The organism is Acinetobacter soli, from assembly GCF_018139125.1.
GTDB lineage: Bacteria > Pseudomonadota > Gammaproteobacteria > Pseudomonadales > Moraxellaceae > Acinetobacter > Acinetobacter soli.
This window is the reverse complement of record NZ_CP073241.1, coordinates 280,459-301,871: the sequence shown is the minus strand read 5'-3', so window position 1 is coordinate 301,871 and position 21,413 is coordinate 280,459. Positions and strand designations below refer to the sequence as shown.

Below are 21,413 nucleotides of genomic sequence, written 5' to 3'. Positions count from 1 at the left end.
TCAAGATTGATTCAGCTCTCTTAGACTTTGCAGTGGCGGAATGTCACATAAATAACTGAGGCGATAACGCCCAATCAGGGCACAGACCACCATCATTGTGAGTGGTAAAATCAACCAGATTTCAGGATGCCACTGAACTGCAATGTTCATCTTGTAACTGGCAACCGCACTAATCACTTCTGCAAATAAACATGCGACAATCCCAGACAACAAACCCATTAATCCGACTTCAAGCATCAGCAATTGTTTGAGCTTGGTTTTGGCAATACCAAACGAACGTAACACAGCCACTTCCTGACGCCGCTCATCCATTAAAAGATTCAAACACGCAATTAACACCAATAAGCCCGAAATACCGACCAATACGGCAAGTACAGTAATAATTTGCACCAAAACACCGACCAGTCGTTTGACTTCTTCCAAGATCAAGCTGACATCGATAAAGACGGTATTGCTAAATTGCTGAATAAGCCCCACCAGTTTGGCTTTGTCTTGCGGGGGAACATAAAAACTCCCTAAATAACTGCCTGAGTTCTCATCGATGGTCGATGGTGAGAAAATAAAGAAGAAATTCGGACTGAAACTTTCCCACTCCACGGTTCTTAGGTTAATCACTCGGGCAGACAACGGACCTTCAGGCAATTGAAAGGTCAGTTTATCGCCAATTTTAATCCCCAGCTCTTCGGCCAGTTTAGCCTCTACCGACACTTGATTGACTTGATTAAAGCGCGTTACCCCTGAAACGATTTTATTATCGTCTGGGAATGTGCGTGATTGAGTTAAATTCAATTCACGGCGCAGTGCATTGTTTTGTTTGACTTGTTCGGGCGTAAAGGCGCGATCGTTTTTAGCCACCAGTCGACCACGGATATTCGGGTATAGCGGTGTGCTTTTCCAACCGTTTTGGGTTAATTGCTGTTGTAGCTGCGGCATGTCGAATGGCGGTAAACCATAGACAAATTGATTAGGCGTCCCTTCAGGCAATTGTTCTTGCCAGCGCTCAAGCAAATCGACTCGTAAGACACTCAGCACCGTAATCAGACTGATTCCTAACGCCAAAGCCGTAATTTGGATCGCACTCTGATGCGGTAAACGCACATAGGCTGAAAGTCCGTTTTTAAGGCCTTTGATGAACTTAAGTACACTCCAGACCACCCCATACAGCAACAAACTTAAGAGTAAAATCGCAGCAAGCATAAGTGCGCTCAGTTGAAGGTTATCACTCAACACCAGACTGAACACAATTAGACTAATGATACCGGCAAGAAACATCAGCGCCAGTGAGCGTTTAGACCGAACTTCCTGACGAATCACCCGAATTGGCGGCGTATTTAACAGCTCCCACACACTCGGTAAGATAAATCCGAACAAAACCACCACGCTGGTAAAGATGGCCGTTGGTAGTGGGCCAATCCAGATATCCCAGACTGAAAAATTCAGTTGTAACTGCGGTATTAACTGCAGCATGAGTTGCAGTAGTCCAAAGCCTAAACCGACACCTATTGCACTGCCCAGTACAATTGAAATGAAGCTTACAATCGCGAGCAGCCCCATATAAGCCCATAAAACCTGTGCCTTGCTGGCACCCAAGCATCGAATCAACGCGATGTGGTCTTGGTTTTGCTGTACATAGCGCTGACTGGTCAGGGCAATGGCAATCCCGCAGAGTAGAATGGTTAAAATATTTGCCAGTTGCAAAAAGGTGTCTAGATTTTCAATCGGTTTGACCAAACGAGTATTACCTTGCGTGGCATCACGTAGGCGCAAGGTGGTTGCACTTTCAGAATCTGCTTGCTGTGCACTGCTGCTGTCCGTTTGTTGCAGATACTTAAATTCATCTGCAAAGCGTTTGGTCTGATCTGGGCGGCCTGCAAGGAGCAACCGGTATTCGATCCGACTACCCACCTGAATGGCATTGGTTTTCGCGACATCATTCTGATTGATGATCACCGTCGGAGAAAAACCAGAAAAACCCAGCTCCTGATTGGAATCATGCGCAATGACACCTGCCACACGGAATTGACCATCGGCAATATAAACCGTGTCGTTCAGCTTCACTTTCAGCAATTCCATAGCCCGTGTGCTCAGCCAGATCTCCCCTATTGCTGGCGTTTTTTGTGCCGGCTGAATACGCAGTTCACCTCGTAATGGAAAGGCCGAATCAATTGCTTTTACATTGACCATCACAAAGTTTTGCTCGGTGCGTGCCATTGAACTAAACAGCGTGACACGCGATTGTTTGAGTCCATCTTGTGTCGCACGCTGTGACCACTGGTTTGATAAAGGGTCTTGATCGGAAAGCACCAGATCGGCCGCCAGCATTTGCGCAGCTTGTAGATTGACGGCTTGTTTGACCTGATTGTTACTAAATTTTAAAGCAGTGGTTGCGCTGATCGCCAACGATAAGGCAATGATCAATAAATAAAGCCCGCCCGTTCGTAAACTTTGCAACAATAACGGTTTTAAAAGTGAACTCATACATGCTCCACCTTTGCCAGTTCTTCATTGATACGTCCATCGACCAGATTAAAATGCCGCTGACATTGACTGGCCAGTTTTTGATCGTGCGTCACCAACACCAATGTAGTTCCAAGCTCCTGATTCAGTTTAAACAATAAACGTTCAATCTCTTTTGCGGTTTGGCCATCTAGATTGCCTGTAGGTTCATCGGCAAATACCAGTTTTGGCTCGGCGATGAGTGCACGTGCAATGGCAACGCGCTGCTGTTCCCCGCCAGAAAGAACTTTAGGTGTTTGCTCAACTTGACGCTCAAGCCCCACGCGTGCAAGCCATTCTCGTGCTTTCATCTCGGCATCTTTAAAGTGAAATGATGCCTGTAAGCGTAGCGGTAGCATCACATTTTCAAGTGCGCTCAAATGCGGCAGAAGCTGAAAAGACTGAAAAACAAAGCCAATATGCTCTAATCTTAAAGTCGCACGCTGCTCTTCCGACATCCCATGTACTGCCTGACCACACACCCATAGCTCACCCGAAGAAGGTCTATCTAGGGTTGCCAGCACTCCCAATAAAGTAGATTTTCCAGAGCCAGAACGACCTGTAATTGCTACCTGTTCCCCAGCAAAAATTTCCAAATTGATCTGATCTAAAATCGTTAACTGATTGTTATTAAATTGCACAGATTGTGTCAGGTGATGGGCAGAAATTATTGGTTGTGGCATGATGATCAGTATCCCCTCTGGTGAAAGCATCGACGACTTACTATGCAACTGTATAACATGTTTTTAAACGGAAAATGGACAAAATGGTTAATTATTGGTTCATTTAGCATCATGCCATTTGCGGTTTCAGCTAAAACGATTTTAGTGGTCGGTGATAGTTTGAGTGCAGGTTATGGCCTCAATCCTGAACAGGGCTGGGTTGCACTTTTACAAAAGCGTCTCGATCAGGACGATCCTAAACAGCATAAAGTCATTAACGCCAGTGTGAGTGGAGAAACCACCAGCGGCGCACTCGCACGACTACCCAAATTGCTGCAAACCTACAAACCGCAAGTTATGATTGTTGAGCTTGGTGGCAACGATGCACTTCGCGGCCAACCCCCTCAGTTGATTCGTGCGAATCTTGAAAAACTGGTTCAGCAAGGTCAAGCTGCTCAAGCCAAAGTTGTTTTATTTGGAATGAAAATTCCACCGAATTACGGCACTGCATACAGTCAGGCATTTGAAAATAATTATAAAGTGGTCAGTCAAAAGTATAAGGTCAAACTTTTGCCATTTTTTCTTGAAGGGGTTGCGGGCAATAAAACGTTAATGCAAAAAGATCAGATTCATCCAAATGCCAAAGCGCAGTCTATTTTACTCAAAACGGCATATCCATACGTAAAAGGCGCCTTATAAGACGCCTTTTGCCCAACCGTCTGCCGACGTATCAGGACTTAGAAATCAAAAAAATTAACTTCACCTGTCTCAAGTGAGTACTCAGCACCCACGACAATCATTTTGCCTTTGGCAATCAAGCTTTCAAGTACAGCAGAACCGTGTCTTAATTGATTGACCGATGCAAATACATTTGAACGAATGGCATGCATACAAAGTTTATTGTGATCGTGTTTTAAATCAGTTTGCAGCAAAATTTCAACTGATGGGCGTACACGATTCACAATAGACATCAAGTTGTCAGAAGGTGGATTTTCTGGATTGAGCAAAGTATCTACAGTAGCTTGTATCGCACCGCAATGACTATGACCGAGTACCACAACCACTGCACAATCATATCGTTCAGCAGCAAATTCAACACTACCTACTTGCGATGGTGCAACAACGTTACCTGCCACACGAATCACGAACAAATCACCTAAGCCTTGGTCGAAAACCATTTCAGCCGGTACACGTGAATCTGAACAGCCTAAAATAATCGCAAAAGGGTTTTGACCTTCTGCCATTTCTGCACGCTCTTGATGGCTCACGAGAGTATGATTGGTGGTTTCACCTTTCATAAATCTCTGATTTCCAGCTTTTAGACGATCCAATGCTTCTTGTGCGGTTAACATTTTGTTCTACCATCCAACTAAAAATTTAGATAAGTTTAATCAGCTCCTTATAGAAAGTCACTGACAAAATCTCAACTCTTACAACAAATTTATATATTGTTATTTTGCAATCAATATAGTTCTAAACAAATGAATTTAAATTACTTTTTATATGGTTGATATTTTAATTTGTGTATTTGAAATAGATAAATCATTTGCCATATTCCATAAAAAGGGTCATTTCAAATTGTGCGGATATCTTTTAGTATGAAGGCATTCTTTTCAAATTAAGCTGAACATGCAAAAACACCCAGTGATTGAACAATTGATCGACGCACATCTGGCATTTTTACAACACGAGTTTTCTGCACCCGAGACCATTCAAGCAGAGTTTTCAAGCTTCTATCATTGGTTCAAACAACAGCAGCTTCAGCACATCTGGTCATTTGAACAGATTCAGCAGTTGATTGAAAAACAAATTTTAAATACCCCTGCAACGGCGTTTTTGATTGATCAAATTGCAGAGCATATTCGTTTTGCTCTGATTCACCCGCTCAATGATCAAACGCTGATTCAAGATGTGATTCCAGTGCTCACCATCGATCGTATCGCACAATACATCGCCAGTAAAAGTGACCACCGCAAAGCATTAATCAAACGGGTCACCAACAATCCCGCGTTTTCAGCTATGGTGAGCCAGTTGATTCAACATGCGATACAAGATTACATGGACAATTCACTCATGGCCAAAAAAGTGCCGGGTGTAGGACGGTTCATGAAAATGGGCAAATCGGTACTTGAATCGGTCACCGATTCAAACCTAGATGCAACTGTCTCAAATTACTTGCACAAGAATATTTCCAAGCTGAGCCAGCTCAGTGAAAGTGTGCTCAATCAGCATTTTAGCGATGATAAGCTCTATCATTTTCAGGCCAATTTATGGCACAAAATCAAACTCCAACCGCTGAGTGTTTTACGCCACTATATTGAAGTTGAAGATTTACCCAATACCGTGTCGATGGGGCATGAAATCTGGCAACATCTTCGGCAGACCGATTACTTAAAACAGCAGGTGCATGATGGTATTTACGCGTGGTATGCACGCAATCAGGAACGTACCTTTGATCAATTGCTTCAAGATCTGAACATCCATGAACCGCTGATTGAACATGAGTTAAGTGCGCTCTTAAAACCTATTTTGAGTCAAATGCTCGAAACACAATACTTGGCGACACGAGCACGACATTACTTAGAAAAGTTTTATTACGCAGCTGAAACACAACAACTGTTAAAGCTATAAAAAAAGCCGCTAATGCGGCTTTTTTTATTAAAATTGATATTTCAAGCTGGCGTAGTACGCTCGTCCTGGCTCGTTATAACTTTGACTCACTGAAAGATCGCGAAGTTTTTCTTCGTCAAATACATTACTGACCCCCACACGGCCACTGAACTGATCAGTAAATTTATAGCCCATGTTAATTCCGGCGATGCCATAACTTTTGATACTTTCGGTCACTAAACCAGCTGTATTATCAATATTGGTTTCGACATATTGACGGGGTTTCTGACGACCATATTGCGTATAGACAAAGTTAACATCGGCTTTATCGGTGATCTTATAATTAAAAATCGAGTTGATGGTGTAATTTGGAATCACCGACAGCGGATTGCCAGTTTCTTTGTTCACCGAATCCATCATGTAGGTAAAATTATTGGTCCAGCTGATATCTCCCCAATCTAGCGTCACACTGCCTTCAAGCCCTTGAACCAATGCTTTAGGAATATTGGTCCACTGCAAAACATTGTACGTGGTAGCTCCAATGACAACCTGCTGTGACACTTCGGTTCCTGAAGAAATTTTATCTTTATAGTCGTTACGGAACCAAGCCAAGCTGGCATTGACGTTATCTTTTTGGAATTGAATGCCAATCTCTTTATTGACGGATGTTTCAGGTTTTAAATCATCATTACCTTGAAGGACACATTGCGTTAGCCCAATCGGACAGCCATTCCCCTTAGTTGCAAGCAAGTAACCTTCTGCATTTTGATACAAGTTTGGTGCTTTATAGGCACGTGCAATACCGCCTTTGAGCGTGAAGTAATCACCTAAACGCTGTGTGATATTTAAGCTTGGGCTCCAGTTTGAGCCAGATTTATTGTGATCATCAAAGCGCAAGCCCAAAACAAAGTCGGTACTGTCGGTCATTTTAAGGTTATCTTCTACATATGCCGATGCAATACGTGAATTCATTTTACTGCGATCGCCAGTAGTCAATGAATTCGCATACTCACCCGTTCCTTGGGTGGTATTTCCTGGGTCTTTAAAACGATCTTCAACCCATTCTGTACCCACAGTTAAATTTTGAGGCACATAGAAGTCGAGTGGAATATTCACCTCACCATTTAAGCGCAGTGTATCCAATGTCGATGTGGTTCGGTTGCCTAAACTATTAATTTGCCCCTCAACCCTACCAGCAGTCCCTTCGGCAAAGCGTTTATTTTTGGTTCGATCAAACTGCGCAATAATACGGCTATCGCCCCAGTCCCACTTGCCTTCATGGGTCATGGCATAGCTGTCTTTCCACATGGTATTGGTTTCTTTACCAATCAATTGCGAGAGAATTTCATTTGAGATCGGATCAACACCACTATTTTGTGAATCACCTGCAAATAAGTTGCCTTGACGACTCGAAGCCAAATCCAATAACAGCGTTTGATGATCGGTTGCCTGCCATGCAAATCGAGCGCTCAGATCTTTATTTTCTACTCCTTCACGACCAGCAGCTCGCGTACCGCTTGGGGTAAGTGGATTAATATCGACTGCATCATTGTCCGTTTTATTGAAGTTCCCATAAATACGATAAGACAGCACATCTTGGATAATCGGGCCGCTTAAATTAACACTCACACGATTGGTTGCACCTTCTTTACTGTTTTCAGGCTGATTGCTGAACAGTTCGACAGAACCATGCGTTTCATTGGTGATTTTTTTAGTTTTAATATTGACCACGCCTCCCATCGCGCCATTGCCATAGCGTGCTGCGGCTGGCCCTCGAATTACTTCAATCGATTCAATTGCATCGGCAGGTACCCAGTTTGAATCACCGCGTGTATCGCGCTCGCCACGCCATCCATAACGCACTGAATTACGTGAAGTGACTGGTTTACCATCAATTAATATCAAGGTATTTTCAGGCCCCATTCCTCGAATATCGATCTGACGGTTATTGCCACGCTGACCCGTTGAACTATTTCCAGTCAGGTTTACCCCGGGCATTTTACGAATATATTCAGATACATCATTGACCACCGGCATACGTTCCAAATCGTCTGCGGTAATCACAGACACACCCAATGATTGCTTGATCTGCTCTTCTGCCGTTAAAACGATTTTCTCAAGTTTGGTTGCATCTGGGTTAGATTGATCATCTTGCTGCGTATCTTCTGCATAAGCCACTGAGAACATACTACTGAGTATGGCTGCGGATAAAACTGTACGAAATAACGGCTTACACATTGACATCCCCTTTGTTACAAATATTAAATCAAGCTTAAATTGCGTGACAATTCTAGCAAAAAGAAATAAAATTACAAACAATATTGATAATAATTCTCAATATTAAAAACTAAAAAACCCCTGAGCCGAAACTCAGGGGTTTTCATTACAGCGAATTTATCAAAAATTATTTGAAGTAAGCGCCTTCTGCTTGGGTGTGGTCGGTTTGATCCACAACGCGCTGAAGCTCAGGAATATGCTGGCGTAAAGTCGTCTCGACACCTTGTTTCAAAGTTACATCAATTGCAGAACAACCTTGGCAGCCACCACCAAATTTAAGTACAGCTGTTAAGCCGTGCTCTGCATCGTCTTGTACTTCGACGAGTGCACAGTTACCACCATGACCTGCTAAGCCCGGATTGATCTCAGACTGGAGTACATAGGTAATACGTTCTTCAATCGATGCATCTGGTCCAACACGTGGCACTTTAGAATTTGGCGCACGGAATGTTAACTGGCCACCAAAACGATCTTTGTTGTAATCAATCACAGCATCAAGCAGGTACGGAATAGATGGTCCGTCTACATATGCTGGAAAATCTGGATATTCTTGTTTGTAATCGGTGGCAACCACTTCATCCGGTGCACTATAGGCCATACAGCATTCTGCACGTGGCGTACCCGGGTTTTCAACAAAGATACGAACGCCAATACCCGGAGTGTTTTGCTTTTCCAATAAATCCTTTAAATACTCTTGTGCAGTCGGTGTAATTAAAAGATTTGGAATTTCATCTGCAACGGCAGTGTTGGTGTTCTCAGTCGACATATCAATCATCCTCAAGCTGAAGTGCTTATCTTAACTGAAGATGCGGGGGATTTAAAAAAAATCAACCAAATTTGTCGGATTTGTTTTACTTTTGGTATTTATTCATGCTCAAAAAATGGCATGATGGACATCAAATAAAACTTTTTTCTCATCTTATGCTGCATTTACCGTTTAATCATACGATTACCCTGATCATCATTACCGTGATCGTTTCACTGTTGGCTTTTTCCAACCAAAATGTCATGAATCGTCTGATTTTTTGGCCACCCGCTATGCAACGCGGTCAGATTGATCGTTTCATCACCCATGGTTTTGTGCATGCCGATGGCACGCATTTGCTTTTTAATATGATTACGCTGTTCTTTTTTGGCAGCATTATCGAAAGCTTCTACAGACAGTATTTCTTTGATTTAGGCTTTGTGTTGTTTTATTTGGGCGGATTAATTGTTGCTATTTTACCCAGCTATCTCAAACATAAAAACGATACGCACTGGGCCAGTTTAGGTGCATCTGGGGCTGTCTCAGCGGTATTGTTTGCCTATATTTTGTTTGAACCGTGGAAACTGATTTTTGTCTTTTTCATCCCGGTTCCAGCGATTATCTTTGCCATATTGTATGTCGCATATAGCATTTGGTCTGGCAAACGTGGCAATACCCACATCAATCACAGTGCACACCTTTGGGGAGCAGCCTATGGTGTGGTCATGACGATTATATTAGAACCACGCCTGATTCAGCACTTTTTAAACAAACTCACCCAACTACCTTTTTAAACGCAATATACTGATGAATGGGTTTAACGCGTTATCGCCTCACTATGAGGCGATAACGTAATAGAGCCAAGCGTTTTACAAAGCACGCATAAAGTCCAACTGACTTCACATGATCAAAATTAAATTTAACGATTCATTTCAAATTTGGTAGTTATTGCCACTCTTTGCAGGTATATACGGTAGATAATGGCAAAATGCTATTGATTAAAAATACATCGTGAGACTTTCTGCATGTCCAATTCACTAGACGGATTACAATTTCCCCTGCTCGAAACCACGCAAAAGCCGAGTACATCTCATACAGGCAAAGCGATCATTTCAGAAGCATTATCGATTGTCGATAACAAGCTCTCTCAGCAGGCGCTCAACGAAAAACAATGGCGCAAGCAGTATCCGGTGTATTTTCGAGCGTTGGTCGAGCATGGCATTCGTACCCGACATCAGAGCGTGAACATTGCCCAGCAAGGTTTACACAAAGCGCACCACAGCTTTGTATTTTACCGCGATGGCATTAAATACCTGCTCAAAGATGTCATGAATGTGGCAAACGTGTCTCCACTTCATAGCGTGACCATCAAAGGTGAAAGTCAGGATGATCCTGAATGGTACGTACCTTATGGCGGTAAAAAGCTGACGGGACAAGCTTTACTTACTCAGATTCAAGACTGGGAAACGCGCGGCATTATTGAACCAAGCCATGCAAAAGCGTTAAGACTGGCCAGCAGCCACCCTGAATGGTTTGATTTATCTGACCGTACCATGGTGCTGTTTGGCGCAGCCTCAGAAGCTGGCCCGCTCACTTGGTTGTCAAAATGGCGAGCCAATATCGTGGCCGTCGATCTGCCCAATCCAAAAGTATGGGAAAAAATTCTGGATACCGTGCGTAAAGGCAATGCCAAGCTGATAGCACCTTGTGTAGAAAATCTGGATGCTGGCGTATCCTCTGCTGATTTAAAACATAAACTTGGCGCAAATCTACTTACCCAGTTACCCGAAGTGGTCACGTGGTTAAATCAATTTAAATCTTCACTCGATTTGGCTGCGATTGCCTATCTAGACGGCGAAAAACATGTGCGGGTATCTATGGCCATGGACACGATCATGAGCCTAGTGAGTGAACACAAACCAGATAGCTCACTTATGTTTATGTGTACGCCAACCGACATTTATGCTGTTCCTAAAGAAGTGGTCGAAGCAGCACATCAAAAAGCAGAGCAACGCTCAAACTTACAAAAAGTCTTGACGGCAGGTATTAAGACTCTGACCTTGAAACACTTTTTTCAATCGAGTGAACAAGCACTGATTCGCTCAGATAATGATAAACACTACGGTGTGGCAGACTGTCTAGTGCTCGAGCAAGGCCCAAATTATGCGCTGGCAAAACGTATTCAACAGTGGCGTGCTATTTTGGCTCACCAAAATGGTCAACGCGTGAGCATCAATATTGCACCCTCAACTACCACACACTCTGTCACCAAAAATCCAATCCTCAAAGCTGCGTTTAATGGTGCTTCATTGTTTGATGTTGAAGCCTTTGCACCTGAAACCACCAATGCCATTATGGCTGCGCTTTGGGTACACGATTTACGCAATGATGAATGTGCAGCGAATCCGCACACTTCCATTGATCATCCACTAGAGCTGATGATGGAAGGCGCTAATCATGGTGGTTTGTGGCGGGTTGCATATCTGGCACGTACTGCGCTACCCTTTGCGGCGCTTTATGGCTTTGCCTCGGATAAACTGCCTCTGCACTGGCTCAAAAAATAAAAAAAAGCCTGTCAAACTGACAGGCTTTTTCTTAGCCATGCATACTCAGGTACTTGGCCATTTCATCGGAAGGGACCATGCCACCGCCAGTGGCCCAAATGAGATGCGTGGCATTTTTCAACTGCGAGTCACTTAACTGTTGTACTCGCTGATAATCCTGATTTTGAAGTACATGCCCAATTCCGAGTAAGCCTGCTATCGCTGAAGGCTCAAGCTGAATATTCTCAGTTTGATTGAGCAATTGAATAAACTGAAATAATTGTGCATCCGAGACCGTCACATAGGCATCGATCAGATCTTGCATGGCACGACCAACAAAGCCAGAGGCGCGCCCTACCGCCAGTCCGTCTGCCGCAGTATGATTATCTAGGCCAATATCTTGTACTGAAATCTGGTCATGTAATCCGGTATAAACACCCAAAAGCATACACGGAGAATGTGTCGGTTCTGCAAAAATACAATGCACATGCTCACCAAAAGCATGCTTTAAACCAAAACTGACGCCTCCAGGACCACCGCCTACGCCGCAAGGCAAATAAACAAATAATGGATGCGCCGCATCGACCTTGATTTGATGATCGTTGAGTTGCTGTTTTAAACGCAAGCCTGCAACAGCGTAGCCCAGAAACAGGGTTTTCGAATTTTCATCATCTATAAAAAAACATAAAGGATCGTTTTCGGCGGCTTTTCGGCCTTGTTCGACCGCCACGCCGTAGTCACTGGCATATTCCACCACATTGACACCCAGCGAACGTAATTTGTCTTTTTTCCACTGCCGAGCATCGGCTGACATATGTACGCTCACACGAAAGCCAAGTTTGGCACTCATGATGCCTATCGATAAACCTAAATTTCCTGTAGATCCTACAGCAATTTGATGCTGCGCAAAAAATTGACGAAAAGGTGCTGAATCAAAGATTGTATAGTCATCATCTGGCTGAAGTAATCCTGCTTCAAGCGCTAACTTTTCAGCATGTGCCAATACCTCATATATCCCACCTCGTGCTTTAATCGAACCTGAAATGGGTAAGTGACTGTCTTTTTTTAACCACCATTGCCCTGTGGTAGGTAAATTGAGCGTAGCACAGGCATGTTTTTGCATGTTAGGGATAGACACCATCTCAGATTCAATCCGCCCATGTGAAGCTTCGAGCTCAGTAAACACCTTAGCCAGATAAGGTGCGAAGCGTGTTAGACGCTGTTCGGCATCTTCAATATCGGCACGGCGAAGACCAACCCCATTTAGACCATGCTCACAATCCTTAGTTTCAGGTGGATACCAAAAGATTTCTTGATAGTGTTTTAATGCATTGATTAACTGATCATGTTGTAACGCAGATGCAAGAGATGACATCATGACGGCAAAACCCTGTAAAGCTTATTGATTATCTGCTTTAAACTTATACGTGTTTGAGCGGAAAATAGAAATATTGCGACATAAAAAAAGGCCACCCATGTGACCTTTTTTAGAATAGCAGTTTAACCAACAAACTGTAAGAACACCCAATATAAACCACCGGATAAACAGATTGTTGCTGGCAAGGTAAAGATCCATGCCGAAATAATGGTTTTTACTGTTGCAAAGTTCAAACCAGATTTATTCGCCACCATGGTCCCTGCAACTGCACTGTTCAAGACGTGTGTGGTCGAAACTGGCATACCTAGACCATCTGCTGCTGCAATGGTGCTCATGGCAACGAGTTCAGCAGACATGCCCTGACCATAGGTCATGTGGTTTTTACCAATACGCTCACCCACAGTCACCACAATACGCTTCCAGCCTACCATCGTGCCCAAGCCAAGTGCTAAGGCAACCGCAACCTTCACCCAGTTAGGAATATACTGTAAAAAGCCATCAAGGTTGCTACGATATTCTTTTAAGGTATCTTGTTGCTGAGGGGTCATTGCAGGAAGTGCTTCAGCTTTTTCCAAACGTTTAAACGTTGTGGTGCTCAAGTACATATCATTACGAATTTCGCTGACTGCCTGCTCTGGGATATCTTTTAAATCGCCATACTGTCCTACGCGCTCACCCAAGTGATCTGTAATGCTGGCCAATGCCGGTAAAACTTCAGGGGTTTGCTCTTTGGTCTGGATAAACTTGGTCAGTACAACACGCGCCTTTTCATCTTGCATTTCATTTTGGTTGGCATGCAAGACAATTGCCGTTTCACCTGAAAGTTGCTCAAACGATTTAAGATACTGTGCATCCAAGTTCTTGTTGAGCGAGTACGCCAAAGGAACCAAGCCAATCAGGATCAGCATAATCAAGCCCATACCTTTCTGACCATCGTTTGATCCGTGTGCAAAACTTACACCTGTACAGGTAAAGATCAAAATTGCACGAATCAATGGTGGTGGTGGCTTGTTGCCTTCTGGTGGCTGGAACAATTCAAGCTGACGGCGGAATACTTTTTTCACCAGCAAAAATAAGATCGCAGCAAATGCAAAACCGATTAAAGGAGAAAAGAGTAACGCTTTACCGACCTTGATCACTTGATCCATATCGATACCGCTGGTACCCGTCGATGCATTTAAAATGTGGTTCATGATGCCCACACCTAAAATCGAACCAATCAAGGTATGCGAACTTGATGCTGGGATACCCAAAAACCATGTACCTAAGTTCCAGATAATCGCTGCGATTAGGAGCGCGAACACCATGGCAAATCCGGCACCACTGCTGACATTCATAATCAGTTCAACAGGAAGTAACGCAATAATACCGTAGGCAACTGCACCGCTGGCCACCATCACGCCAAGAAAGTTACAAAAGCCCGCCCACATCACTGCAACAGGTGCAGGTAAGGCGTTGGTGTAAATGACCGTCGCCACAGCATTGGCTGTGTCATGGAAACCATTTACAAATTCAAATCCCAAGGCAATAAACAATGCCGTTGAAAGGAGAATAATAGAATACAAATTTAAAGGTGGAACATGCGCTAAATCAGCATTGACCTGAAATCCAATATAAATCAGAGTCGCAACGATGACCGTAAGAAACACCGGCATAAAGAACTTCGGTGTCGGTACGTGTACATTCGTCGATTTCGCATGTGAAGGTTCCACAGGCTTTGAATCCGAAACAGGGGGAAGATTTGAATTCATGCAGACGGTTCAAGGGGATCAATAAAATCCCCTTATTCTTAAATTAAATTATGACAATTATATGACAAACGACGCCCTAATGAAGTCAATTTTTGCTCAATTAACTTCATTTTTCGCCTAAATTGCGCTATTTTTTTAACGCAAAATAAAATTATGTTTTTATATTTCAAAAACTTAATAGTTTTAATAAGTTTATGACAGGCTTATAATTTAATTTGTCATAATTGCCGAAAAAAATGACACTTAACTTAAATGAAGCGCTAAGCTGCTGCCTGTTTAAGCATTTTGAAAGTTAATTATTTCACTTTGATGAAATTTTCAGCGCTTAAAGTAAAAAATGACTCATCGCATTTTTTTGATCGCATCAGTTCTTGATGAAAATGACATCAAATACTATGGCTTCTGTTACAATAATGCGCATTTTTAAATCGTTAGGGGTTCTCCATGTCGACGCTAGCCACCCTCAAAGAGCTGCTTGCCAAGCGCATTCTCATTATTGATGGTGCGATGGGTACCATGATTCAACGTCATAAGCTTGAAGAAGCAGATTATCGTGGTGAGCGTTTTGCAGACTGGGCACATGACCTCAAGGGCAATAACGATCTGCTGGTGTTAACCCAGCCTCAAATTATACAAGGTATTCATGAAGCGTATCTTGAAGCGGGTGCCGATATTATCGAAACCAATAGCTTTAATGGTACTCGCGTGTCGATGTCGGATTACCATATGGAGGAATTGGTTCCCGAGATTAACCGCGAAGCAGCACGTTTGGCAAAAGCCGCGTGTGAGAAATACAGTACCCCAGATAAACCGCGCTTTGTTGCAGGGGTATTGGGCCCGACATCACGTACCTGTTCCATTTCTCCCGATGTCAATAATCCTGCATTTCGTAACGTCACCTTCGATGAACTTAAAAACAACTATATTGAAGCCACACATGCCTTGATTGAAGGTGGCTCGGATATCATTCTTATCGAGACCGTTTTCGATACCTTAAACTGTAAAGCGGCAATTTTTGCGGTTAAGGAAGTCTTTAAGCAGATCGGTCGTGAACTGCCCCTCATGATCTCAGGCACCATTACCGATGCATCAGGGCGTACTCTCACTGGTCAGACGGCTGAGGCATTTTGGAACTCTGTACGCCACGGCGATTTACTTTCGATTGGCTTTAACTGTGCACTCGGTGCAGATGCCATGCGTCCGCATGTTAAAACCATTTCCGATGTCGCCGATACTTTTGTTTCAGCGCACCCAAATGCCGGATTGCCGAATGCATTTGGTGAATACGATGAAACGCCAGAACAAACAGCGGCTTTCTTAAAAGAGTTTGCCGAAAGCGGTTTGATTAATATTACTGGTGGTTGCTGTGGTACAACGCCAGATCATATCCGTGCAATCTACAACGCGGTAAAAGATATTCAGCCACGTTCAGTGCCTGAAACAGTTCCTGCTTGTCGTTTAAGTGGTTTAGAGCCATTTAATATCTATGACGATTCATTGTTTGTGAATGTCGGTGAACGTACCAATGTCACGGGTTCGAAAAAGTTTTTGCGTTTAATCCGTGAAGAACAATTTGCCGAGGCATTGGAAGTTGCACAGCAACAAGTTGAAGCAGGCGCTCAAATCATCGACATCAATATGGACGAAGGCATGCTCGACTCTCAAAATGCCATGGTGCATTTTTTGAATCTGGTGGCCTCTGAGCCTGAAATCTCTCGTGTGCCCATCATGATTGACTCATCGAAGTGGGAAATTATTGAAGCGGGCTTAAAATGTGTTCAGGGTAAGCCTGTCGTCAACTCCATTTCGCTTAAAGAAGGCTATGATGAGTTTGTCGAAAAAGCGCGTCTGTGCCGTCAATATGGCGCGGCTGTCATTGTGATGGCGTTTGACGAAGTCGGTCAGGCCGATACCGCTGAACGTAAGCGCGAAATCTGTAAACGCTCCTATGATATTTTGGTGAATGAAGTCGGCTATCCGGCTGAAGATATCATTTTTGATCCAAACGTGTTTGCGGTCGCAACCGGTATTGAAGAACACAATAATTATGCGGTTGACTTTATTGAAGCAACTGGCTGGATCAAACAGAATTTACCTCATGCCATGATTTCTGGCGGCGTATCTAACGTCTCCTTCTCTTTTCGTGGCAATGAACCCGTCCGTGAAGCCATTCACTCGGTATTTTTATACCATGCCATCAAGCAAGGCATGACCATGGGGATTGTCAATGCGGGCCAAATGGCCATTTATGACGATATTCCAAAAGAATTAAAAGACGCTGTTGAAGATGTAATCCTGAATCAAAACCAAGGTGAATCAGGCCAAAATGCCACTGAAAAATTGCTTGAAGTGGCTGAGAAATTTCGCAGCCAAGGCGGTAAGGTCAAAGAAGCCGAAAATTTGGAATGGCGAAATCAACCGGTCGAAAAACGTCTGGAATATGCCTTGGTCAAAGGCATTACTACCTTTATTGATCAAGATACCGAAGAAGCACGCCTGAAGTCTAAACGCCCGCTGGATGTCATTGAAGGCCCGCTGATGGATGGTATGAACGTGGTGGGTGATCTGTTTGGTTCTGGAAAAATGTTTTTGCCGCAGGTGGTTAAATCGGCCCGTGTAATGAAGCAGGCGGTGGCATGGCTGAATCCGTACATCGAAGCGGAAAAAGCAGAGGGACAAACCAAAGGCAAAGTACTCATGGCCACGGTAAAAGGTGATGTTCATGATATTGGCAAGAATATTGTGGGCGTGGTGTTGGGTTGTAATGGTTACGATATTGTCGATTTGGGCGTGATGGTGCCCGCCGAGAAAATTTTGCAAACTGCGATCGATGAAAAGTGTGACATTATTGGCCTGTCTGGACTGATTACGCCGAGCCTAGATGAGATGGTGTTTGTAGCCAAAGAAATGCAGCGTAAAGGCTTTAGCATTCCCCTTCTCATTGGTGGAGCAACCACTTCAAAAGCGCATACCGCAGTCAAAATTGAACCACAGTATCAAAATGACGCCGTGATTTATGTCGCAGACGCCTCACGTGCTGTGGGTGTCGCCACCACCCTGCTTTCTAAAGAAATGCGCGGTGCATTTATTGAAGAACAACGTGCCGAATACGCCAAAATTCGTGAGCGTCTCGCCAACAAGCAGCCAAAAGCCGCCAAGCTTAGCTATTTAGAAGCAATAAAAAATGGCTTTAACATTGACTGGAATGCCTACGTACCACCTAAACCAAATCTGCTTGGCGAAAAGGTCATTAGCCATTATCCGCTTGAAAAACTGGTGCCATATTTCGATTGGACTCCGTTTTTTATCTCGTGGAGCTTGACCGGAAAATTTCCAAAAATTCTAACTGATGATGTGGTGGGAGAAGCCGCGACTGATTTATATAATCAAGCTCAGGCGATGCTTGAAGATATTATTGAAAATAAGCGCTTTGATGCCCGAGCTGTATTTGCGTTATACCCTGCCAAACGAACGGGAGATGACACGGTTTCTGTTTACGATATGCAAGGTAACGCCACACATCGCTTTGAGCATTTGCGTCAGCAGTCCGATAAAGTGACAGGTAAACCAAACTTGTCACTTGCAGATTTTATTAGCCCAGCCGAGCAACATACCGATTACCTAGGTGGATTTACCGTCTCGATTTTTGGTGCAGAAGAACTCGCAAATGAATATAAAGCTAAAGGAGATGACTATTCTGCAATTCTGGTTCAGTCCTTGGGAGATCGTTTTGCCGAAGCCTTTGCCGAACATTTGCACGAACGGATTCGTAAAGAATATTGGGGCTATCAGCCAGATGAAAATCTCGACAACGATGCCTTAATTAAGGAAAAGTATGTCGGAATTCGACCTGCACCCGGTTACCCTGCGTGCCCAGAGCATTCGGAAAAAGCAGTGTTGTTTGACTGGTTAGGTTCAACAGATAAGATTGGAACCTATCTGACCAGCAGTTTTGCCATGTGGCCACCTTCAAGTGTCAGCGGCTTTTATTATAGCTTGCCGCAATCTGAATACTTTAATGTCGGTAAGATTTCTCAGGATCAGCTTGAAGACTACGCCAAACGTAAAGACTGGACACTGGATGAAGCGAAACGTTGGTTAGCACCAAATCTAGATGATTCGATTAACTAAAGTAAAAAATCCCTCTTCAACGAGGGATTTTTTTAAATCATTTATTTTTAAAATTTGAGAGTAAAGCCGACGTAATCGTCGTGTTATTTTCCACTGCACGTGATTTTTTAGCTTTTGCAGACTGATCGACGACACGCTGAATCTTAACCGCTTTAAACTTACCGTTATTTTCGACCACCATAAATTTCACACGTTCATTGCGCTTAGGCTCACCGTCTTCAAGTGGAAAGTCTGAAATATGAAAAAAGACATCTTGCTCTAGGCCGCCAATAAAACCATAGCCTTTAGTGGCGTCGTATTGCTTGATTTTGCCCTGATAAACTTCAGATTTCATAAATTATGCCCGTAGCGTTACTCAATCGTCCATTATACCTCAAACTTGAATCAGCGCGACAATCAAGCACGAGCGTTCTTTGCAGATATACTGATTGCTCTATATGGATTAAAAAGAAGCGCAGCCTGAATGCTGCGCCTGATGACAAATGCGGGATTGAGTTAAAACTGATAATTTAATCCGACCTGCAACAAACGTGTTTGACCTGGATATACATAAGCATTAAAGGCACTATCATCATATTTTTTATCGAAAATATTTTTCACGCTAGCATTTAAGCGCAGTGCTTTTGATACATTGTAGTAAGCGATTAAATCTGTCACAGCATATGCTTTCATATTATAAGTTGTGTTCGATGTCTGACCTTTACGATCTGAAATAAAGCGCTGATTAATTCCAAGCCCCAAACCATTCAAGATGCCTGAATCAAAGTCGTAAAGAGTCAATAGATTCAGCGTATTCTTAGGAATATTCGCCAGACGCGTTCCTTTCAATAAAATATTGTCTTTCACCACTTCAGTATCTGAATAAGTATAATTGGCAATCGCTTTCCATTGTGGTGTGATATGACCACTCAGATTGAGCTCAAAACCTTGACTTTGTACCTCGCCCGCTGCCACTGATTTATTGATATTCACTGGATCTGGTGTCAGCACATTTTTCTTTTTAACAAAGAAAATAGCACTATCGAATGCTAAGCGATCATCTAATAATTGTAACTTCGAACCAATTTCATAAGACATACCTTTCTCTGGATCAAAACCTTGTCCGAAACGGTCTGAACCAGTATTCGGTTTGAATGACTGACTGATATTGCCATATATATTCCATTGATCTGTCAATGAATATACCAATCCGATACGTGGTACCAGTGCATTAAAATCTTTGGACCACTGGCTTTGATTTAAATGATTTGTATATTCATGCTGATAATGCTCGTATCTCATACCAATCAATGCTTTGAGTCTGTCATTCAAATCAATCTGATCTTGTACAAAATAGGCAAGGCTACGTAATTTCTCGCGATCATCAAGTGCTGGGCTGTCTAAAGCAGGCAACGATGCGCCATAAATTGGATTTGTAATATCAAGATCAAAATTATTGCCCGATGAACGAATGATATAAGATTTATAGTCGTACTGTTCAGCCTCAACGCCAGTGACCAGCGTATGCTGCATGTTAAATAAATTAAATTTTCCTTGCACATTTGCCTGAATATTTTTATCAATCCAGTCTAATCTTCTCCAGTTATAGTTACGCTTGATCACCTGACCATCGGTATTTGCTTTGAGCCCGCTGGCTTCAACCGCATAGCCATATAACTCACCATTTAGATATTGTCCGCCTACATTTAGCGTCCAGTCATCATTGAGTTGATGCTCCAGTCTGAGTTGTAACATATCATTATTGTTGTAAAGTAAATTACGTTGCTTGCCAGATTCCCACCAATATTCTTTGGAATCAAAATACGTGGTTTGCTGATTTGGATATCGGGTAAAGCCACGATCTAGCGGATGACGGTTACGTAATATGTCGGCTTCAAATGTAAGCTTGGTATAGTCAGATGGTGTCCACTGAAGTACTGGTGCAATACTAAAACGCTTGGATTTTACATGATCACGATACGTCTCACCGTTTTCACCTGCAATATTTAAACGATAGGTCAGCGTCTTATCTGTATTCATTGCGCCAGTCGTATCAAGTGTAGCCTGATACAAACCTTCACTGTCTAAACCCGCACCTAGAATTGTTGTGTATTCTGTATTAGGTGTTTTACTCGTTATATTAAATGTTCCCCCGGGGTCAGTTCGTCCATACAAACTGGATGCAGGACCTCTGAGCACATCAATTCGCTCTACGTTATATTGGTTAGGCGCGTTTGGATAGCCGCGATTAATTGGAAAACCATTACGAAAATATTCACCACTGGTAAAACCGCGTACGGTGTACGTGGTCAGTCCTTGTCCTCCAAAATTATTGCCACGCCCTACGCCGACCACATCAAGCGCCTCTGTGAGTCGTGATGGCGCCAAATCTTTTAATATAGCAGCACTAATGACACTGACCGACTGAGGTGTATCCTTAAGTGGAGTATCGGTTCGAGTTGCAGAATCAGATGTTTTTACGTGATATGCATGTGCTTGATCACTTTGTGACTGCAACATAATGACAGGCAATTGATTAATTTGATCTTGAGCATGGGTATGGCTATACATGCCGACAGATAGGAGACAAAGATACTGAAAACTGACTTTAAACAAGAGGATTCTTCCTTGAAATAAGAACCGATTATATTAATAATACAAAAATTAACAATAACCATTATCAATTATTTATTCAAAAATTCGGCAAAGATGGGAGTTATCATTACATTCATGACAAAAGAATAGGAAATCACAAATAATTGGAATGCTAGAATCGCGTTTCAACATATGTTGATCAGTTTTTATATTGATACAGGATTGATCCAATAAGAATATCTTACA

The 21,413-nt window shown here is 43.0% G+C and carries 14 protein-coding genes; 5 read left to right on the top strand and 9 right to left on the bottom strand.

Annotated elements, in window-relative coordinates; all coding sequences use genetic code 11:
• Together KCV09_RS01280 and KCV09_RS01275 are read right to left on the bottom strand one after the other, a co-directional pair.
• Positions 1 to 2,478, bottom strand: coding sequence for an ABC transporter permease (locus KCV09_RS01280; RefSeq protein ID WP_212515418.1), 2,478 nt, complete (start codon positions 2,476 to 2,478; stop codon positions 1 to 3).
• Positions 2,475 to 3,179: an ABC transporter ATP-binding protein gene (locus KCV09_RS01275; protein ID WP_004946140.1), complete on the bottom strand. Its 705-nt coding sequence runs from the start codon at positions 3,177 to 3,179 to the stop codon at positions 2,475 to 2,477. The genes KCV09_RS01280 and KCV09_RS01275 overlap by 4 nt, the downstream gene beginning before the upstream one ends.
• Positions 3,180 to 3,227: 48 nt before the next feature.
• Here KCV09_RS01275 and KCV09_RS01270 point away from each other — a divergent pair, with 48 nt between their 5' ends.
• Complete coding sequence (locus KCV09_RS01270) at positions 3,228 to 3,857, top strand: arylesterase (protein WP_228301580.1); 630 nt, start codon at positions 3,228 to 3,230, stop codon at positions 3,855 to 3,857.
• 38 nt (positions 3,858 to 3,895) lie between these two features.
• Here KCV09_RS01270 and KCV09_RS01265 read toward each other — a convergent pair whose 3' ends face one another.
• Entirely contained in the window at positions 3,896 to 4,510 is a 615-nt protein-coding gene (locus tag KCV09_RS01265) for a carbonic anhydrase (protein WP_004946131.1), read from the bottom strand.
• A 277-nt stretch (positions 4,511 to 4,787) separates the two neighbouring features.
• On the opposite strand from KCV09_RS01265, the gene KCV09_RS01260 reads away from it, so the two are divergent.
• Positions 4,788 to 5,789 (top strand): hypothetical protein, encoded by a 1,002-nt coding sequence (locus KCV09_RS01260; protein ID WP_004936031.1) that lies wholly within the window; start codon positions 4,788 to 4,790, stop codon positions 5,787 to 5,789.
• 27 nt (positions 5,790 to 5,816) lie between these two features.
• On the opposite strand, the gene KCV09_RS01255 is transcribed toward KCV09_RS01260, so the two are convergent.
• On the bottom strand, positions 5,817 to 8,006 hold the full coding sequence (locus tag KCV09_RS01255; RefSeq protein WP_212515416.1) for a TonB-dependent siderophore receptor: 2,190 nt from the start codon (positions 8,004 to 8,006) through the stop codon (positions 5,817 to 5,819).
• Between the two features lie 166 nt (positions 8,007 to 8,172).
• Entirely contained in the window at positions 8,173 to 8,811 is a 639-nt protein-coding gene (gene nfuA, locus KCV09_RS01250; protein ID WP_004936028.1) for a Fe-S biogenesis protein NfuA, read from the bottom strand.
• Positions 8,812 to 8,966: 155 nt separating this feature from the next.
• Here nfuA and KCV09_RS01245 point away from each other — a divergent pair, with 155 nt between their 5' ends.
• On the top strand, positions 8,967 to 9,584 hold the full coding sequence (locus KCV09_RS01245) for a rhomboid family intramembrane serine protease (RefSeq protein ID WP_151816082.1): 618 nt from the start codon (positions 8,967 to 8,969) through the stop codon (positions 9,582 to 9,584).
• Positions 9,585 to 9,815: 231 nt separating this feature from the next.
• Complete coding sequence (locus KCV09_RS01240) at positions 9,816 to 11,354, top strand: hypothetical protein (RefSeq protein ID WP_151816078.1); 1,539 nt, start codon at positions 9,816 to 9,818, stop codon at positions 11,352 to 11,354.
• A gap of 31 nt (positions 11,355 to 11,385) precedes the next feature.
• On the opposite strand, the gene KCV09_RS01235 is transcribed toward KCV09_RS01240, so the two are convergent.
• Both KCV09_RS01235 and KCV09_RS01230 read right to left on the bottom strand, forming a co-directional pair.
• Complete coding sequence (locus tag KCV09_RS01235) at positions 11,386 to 12,711, bottom strand: D-serine ammonia-lyase (protein WP_151816080.1); 1,326 nt, start codon at positions 12,709 to 12,711, stop codon at positions 11,386 to 11,388.
• A gap of 122 nt (positions 12,712 to 12,833) precedes the next feature.
• The gene (locus KCV09_RS01230; RefSeq protein WP_004936016.1) at positions 12,834 to 14,462 is read right to left on the bottom strand and encodes an inorganic phosphate transporter; all 1,629 of its coding nucleotides are present in this window, start codon (positions 14,460 to 14,462) and stop codon (positions 12,834 to 12,836) included.
• Between the two features lie 444 nt (positions 14,463 to 14,906).
• Here KCV09_RS01230 and metH point away from each other — a divergent pair, with 444 nt between their 5' ends.
• Complete coding sequence (gene metH, locus KCV09_RS01225; protein WP_048763612.1) at positions 14,907 to 18,593, top strand: methionine synthase; 3,687 nt, start codon at positions 14,907 to 14,909, stop codon at positions 18,591 to 18,593.
• Positions 18,594 to 18,630: 37 nt separating this feature from the next.
• Here metH and KCV09_RS01220 read toward each other — a convergent pair whose 3' ends face one another.
• Both KCV09_RS01220 and KCV09_RS01215 read right to left on the bottom strand, forming a co-directional pair.
• Positions 18,631 to 18,927 carry a cold shock domain-containing protein gene (locus tag KCV09_RS01220; protein ID WP_004936009.1) on the bottom strand — a complete coding sequence of 99 codons (297 nt, stop codon included), beginning with the start codon at positions 18,925 to 18,927 and terminating at the stop codon, positions 18,631 to 18,633.
• A gap of 161 nt (positions 18,928 to 19,088) precedes the next feature.
• The gene (locus KCV09_RS01215) at positions 19,089 to 21,143 is read right to left on the bottom strand and encodes a TonB-dependent siderophore receptor (protein WP_212515742.1); all 2,055 of its coding nucleotides are present in this window, start codon (positions 21,141 to 21,143) and stop codon (positions 19,089 to 19,091) included.
• Positions 21,144 to 21,413 lie beyond the last annotated feature (270 nt).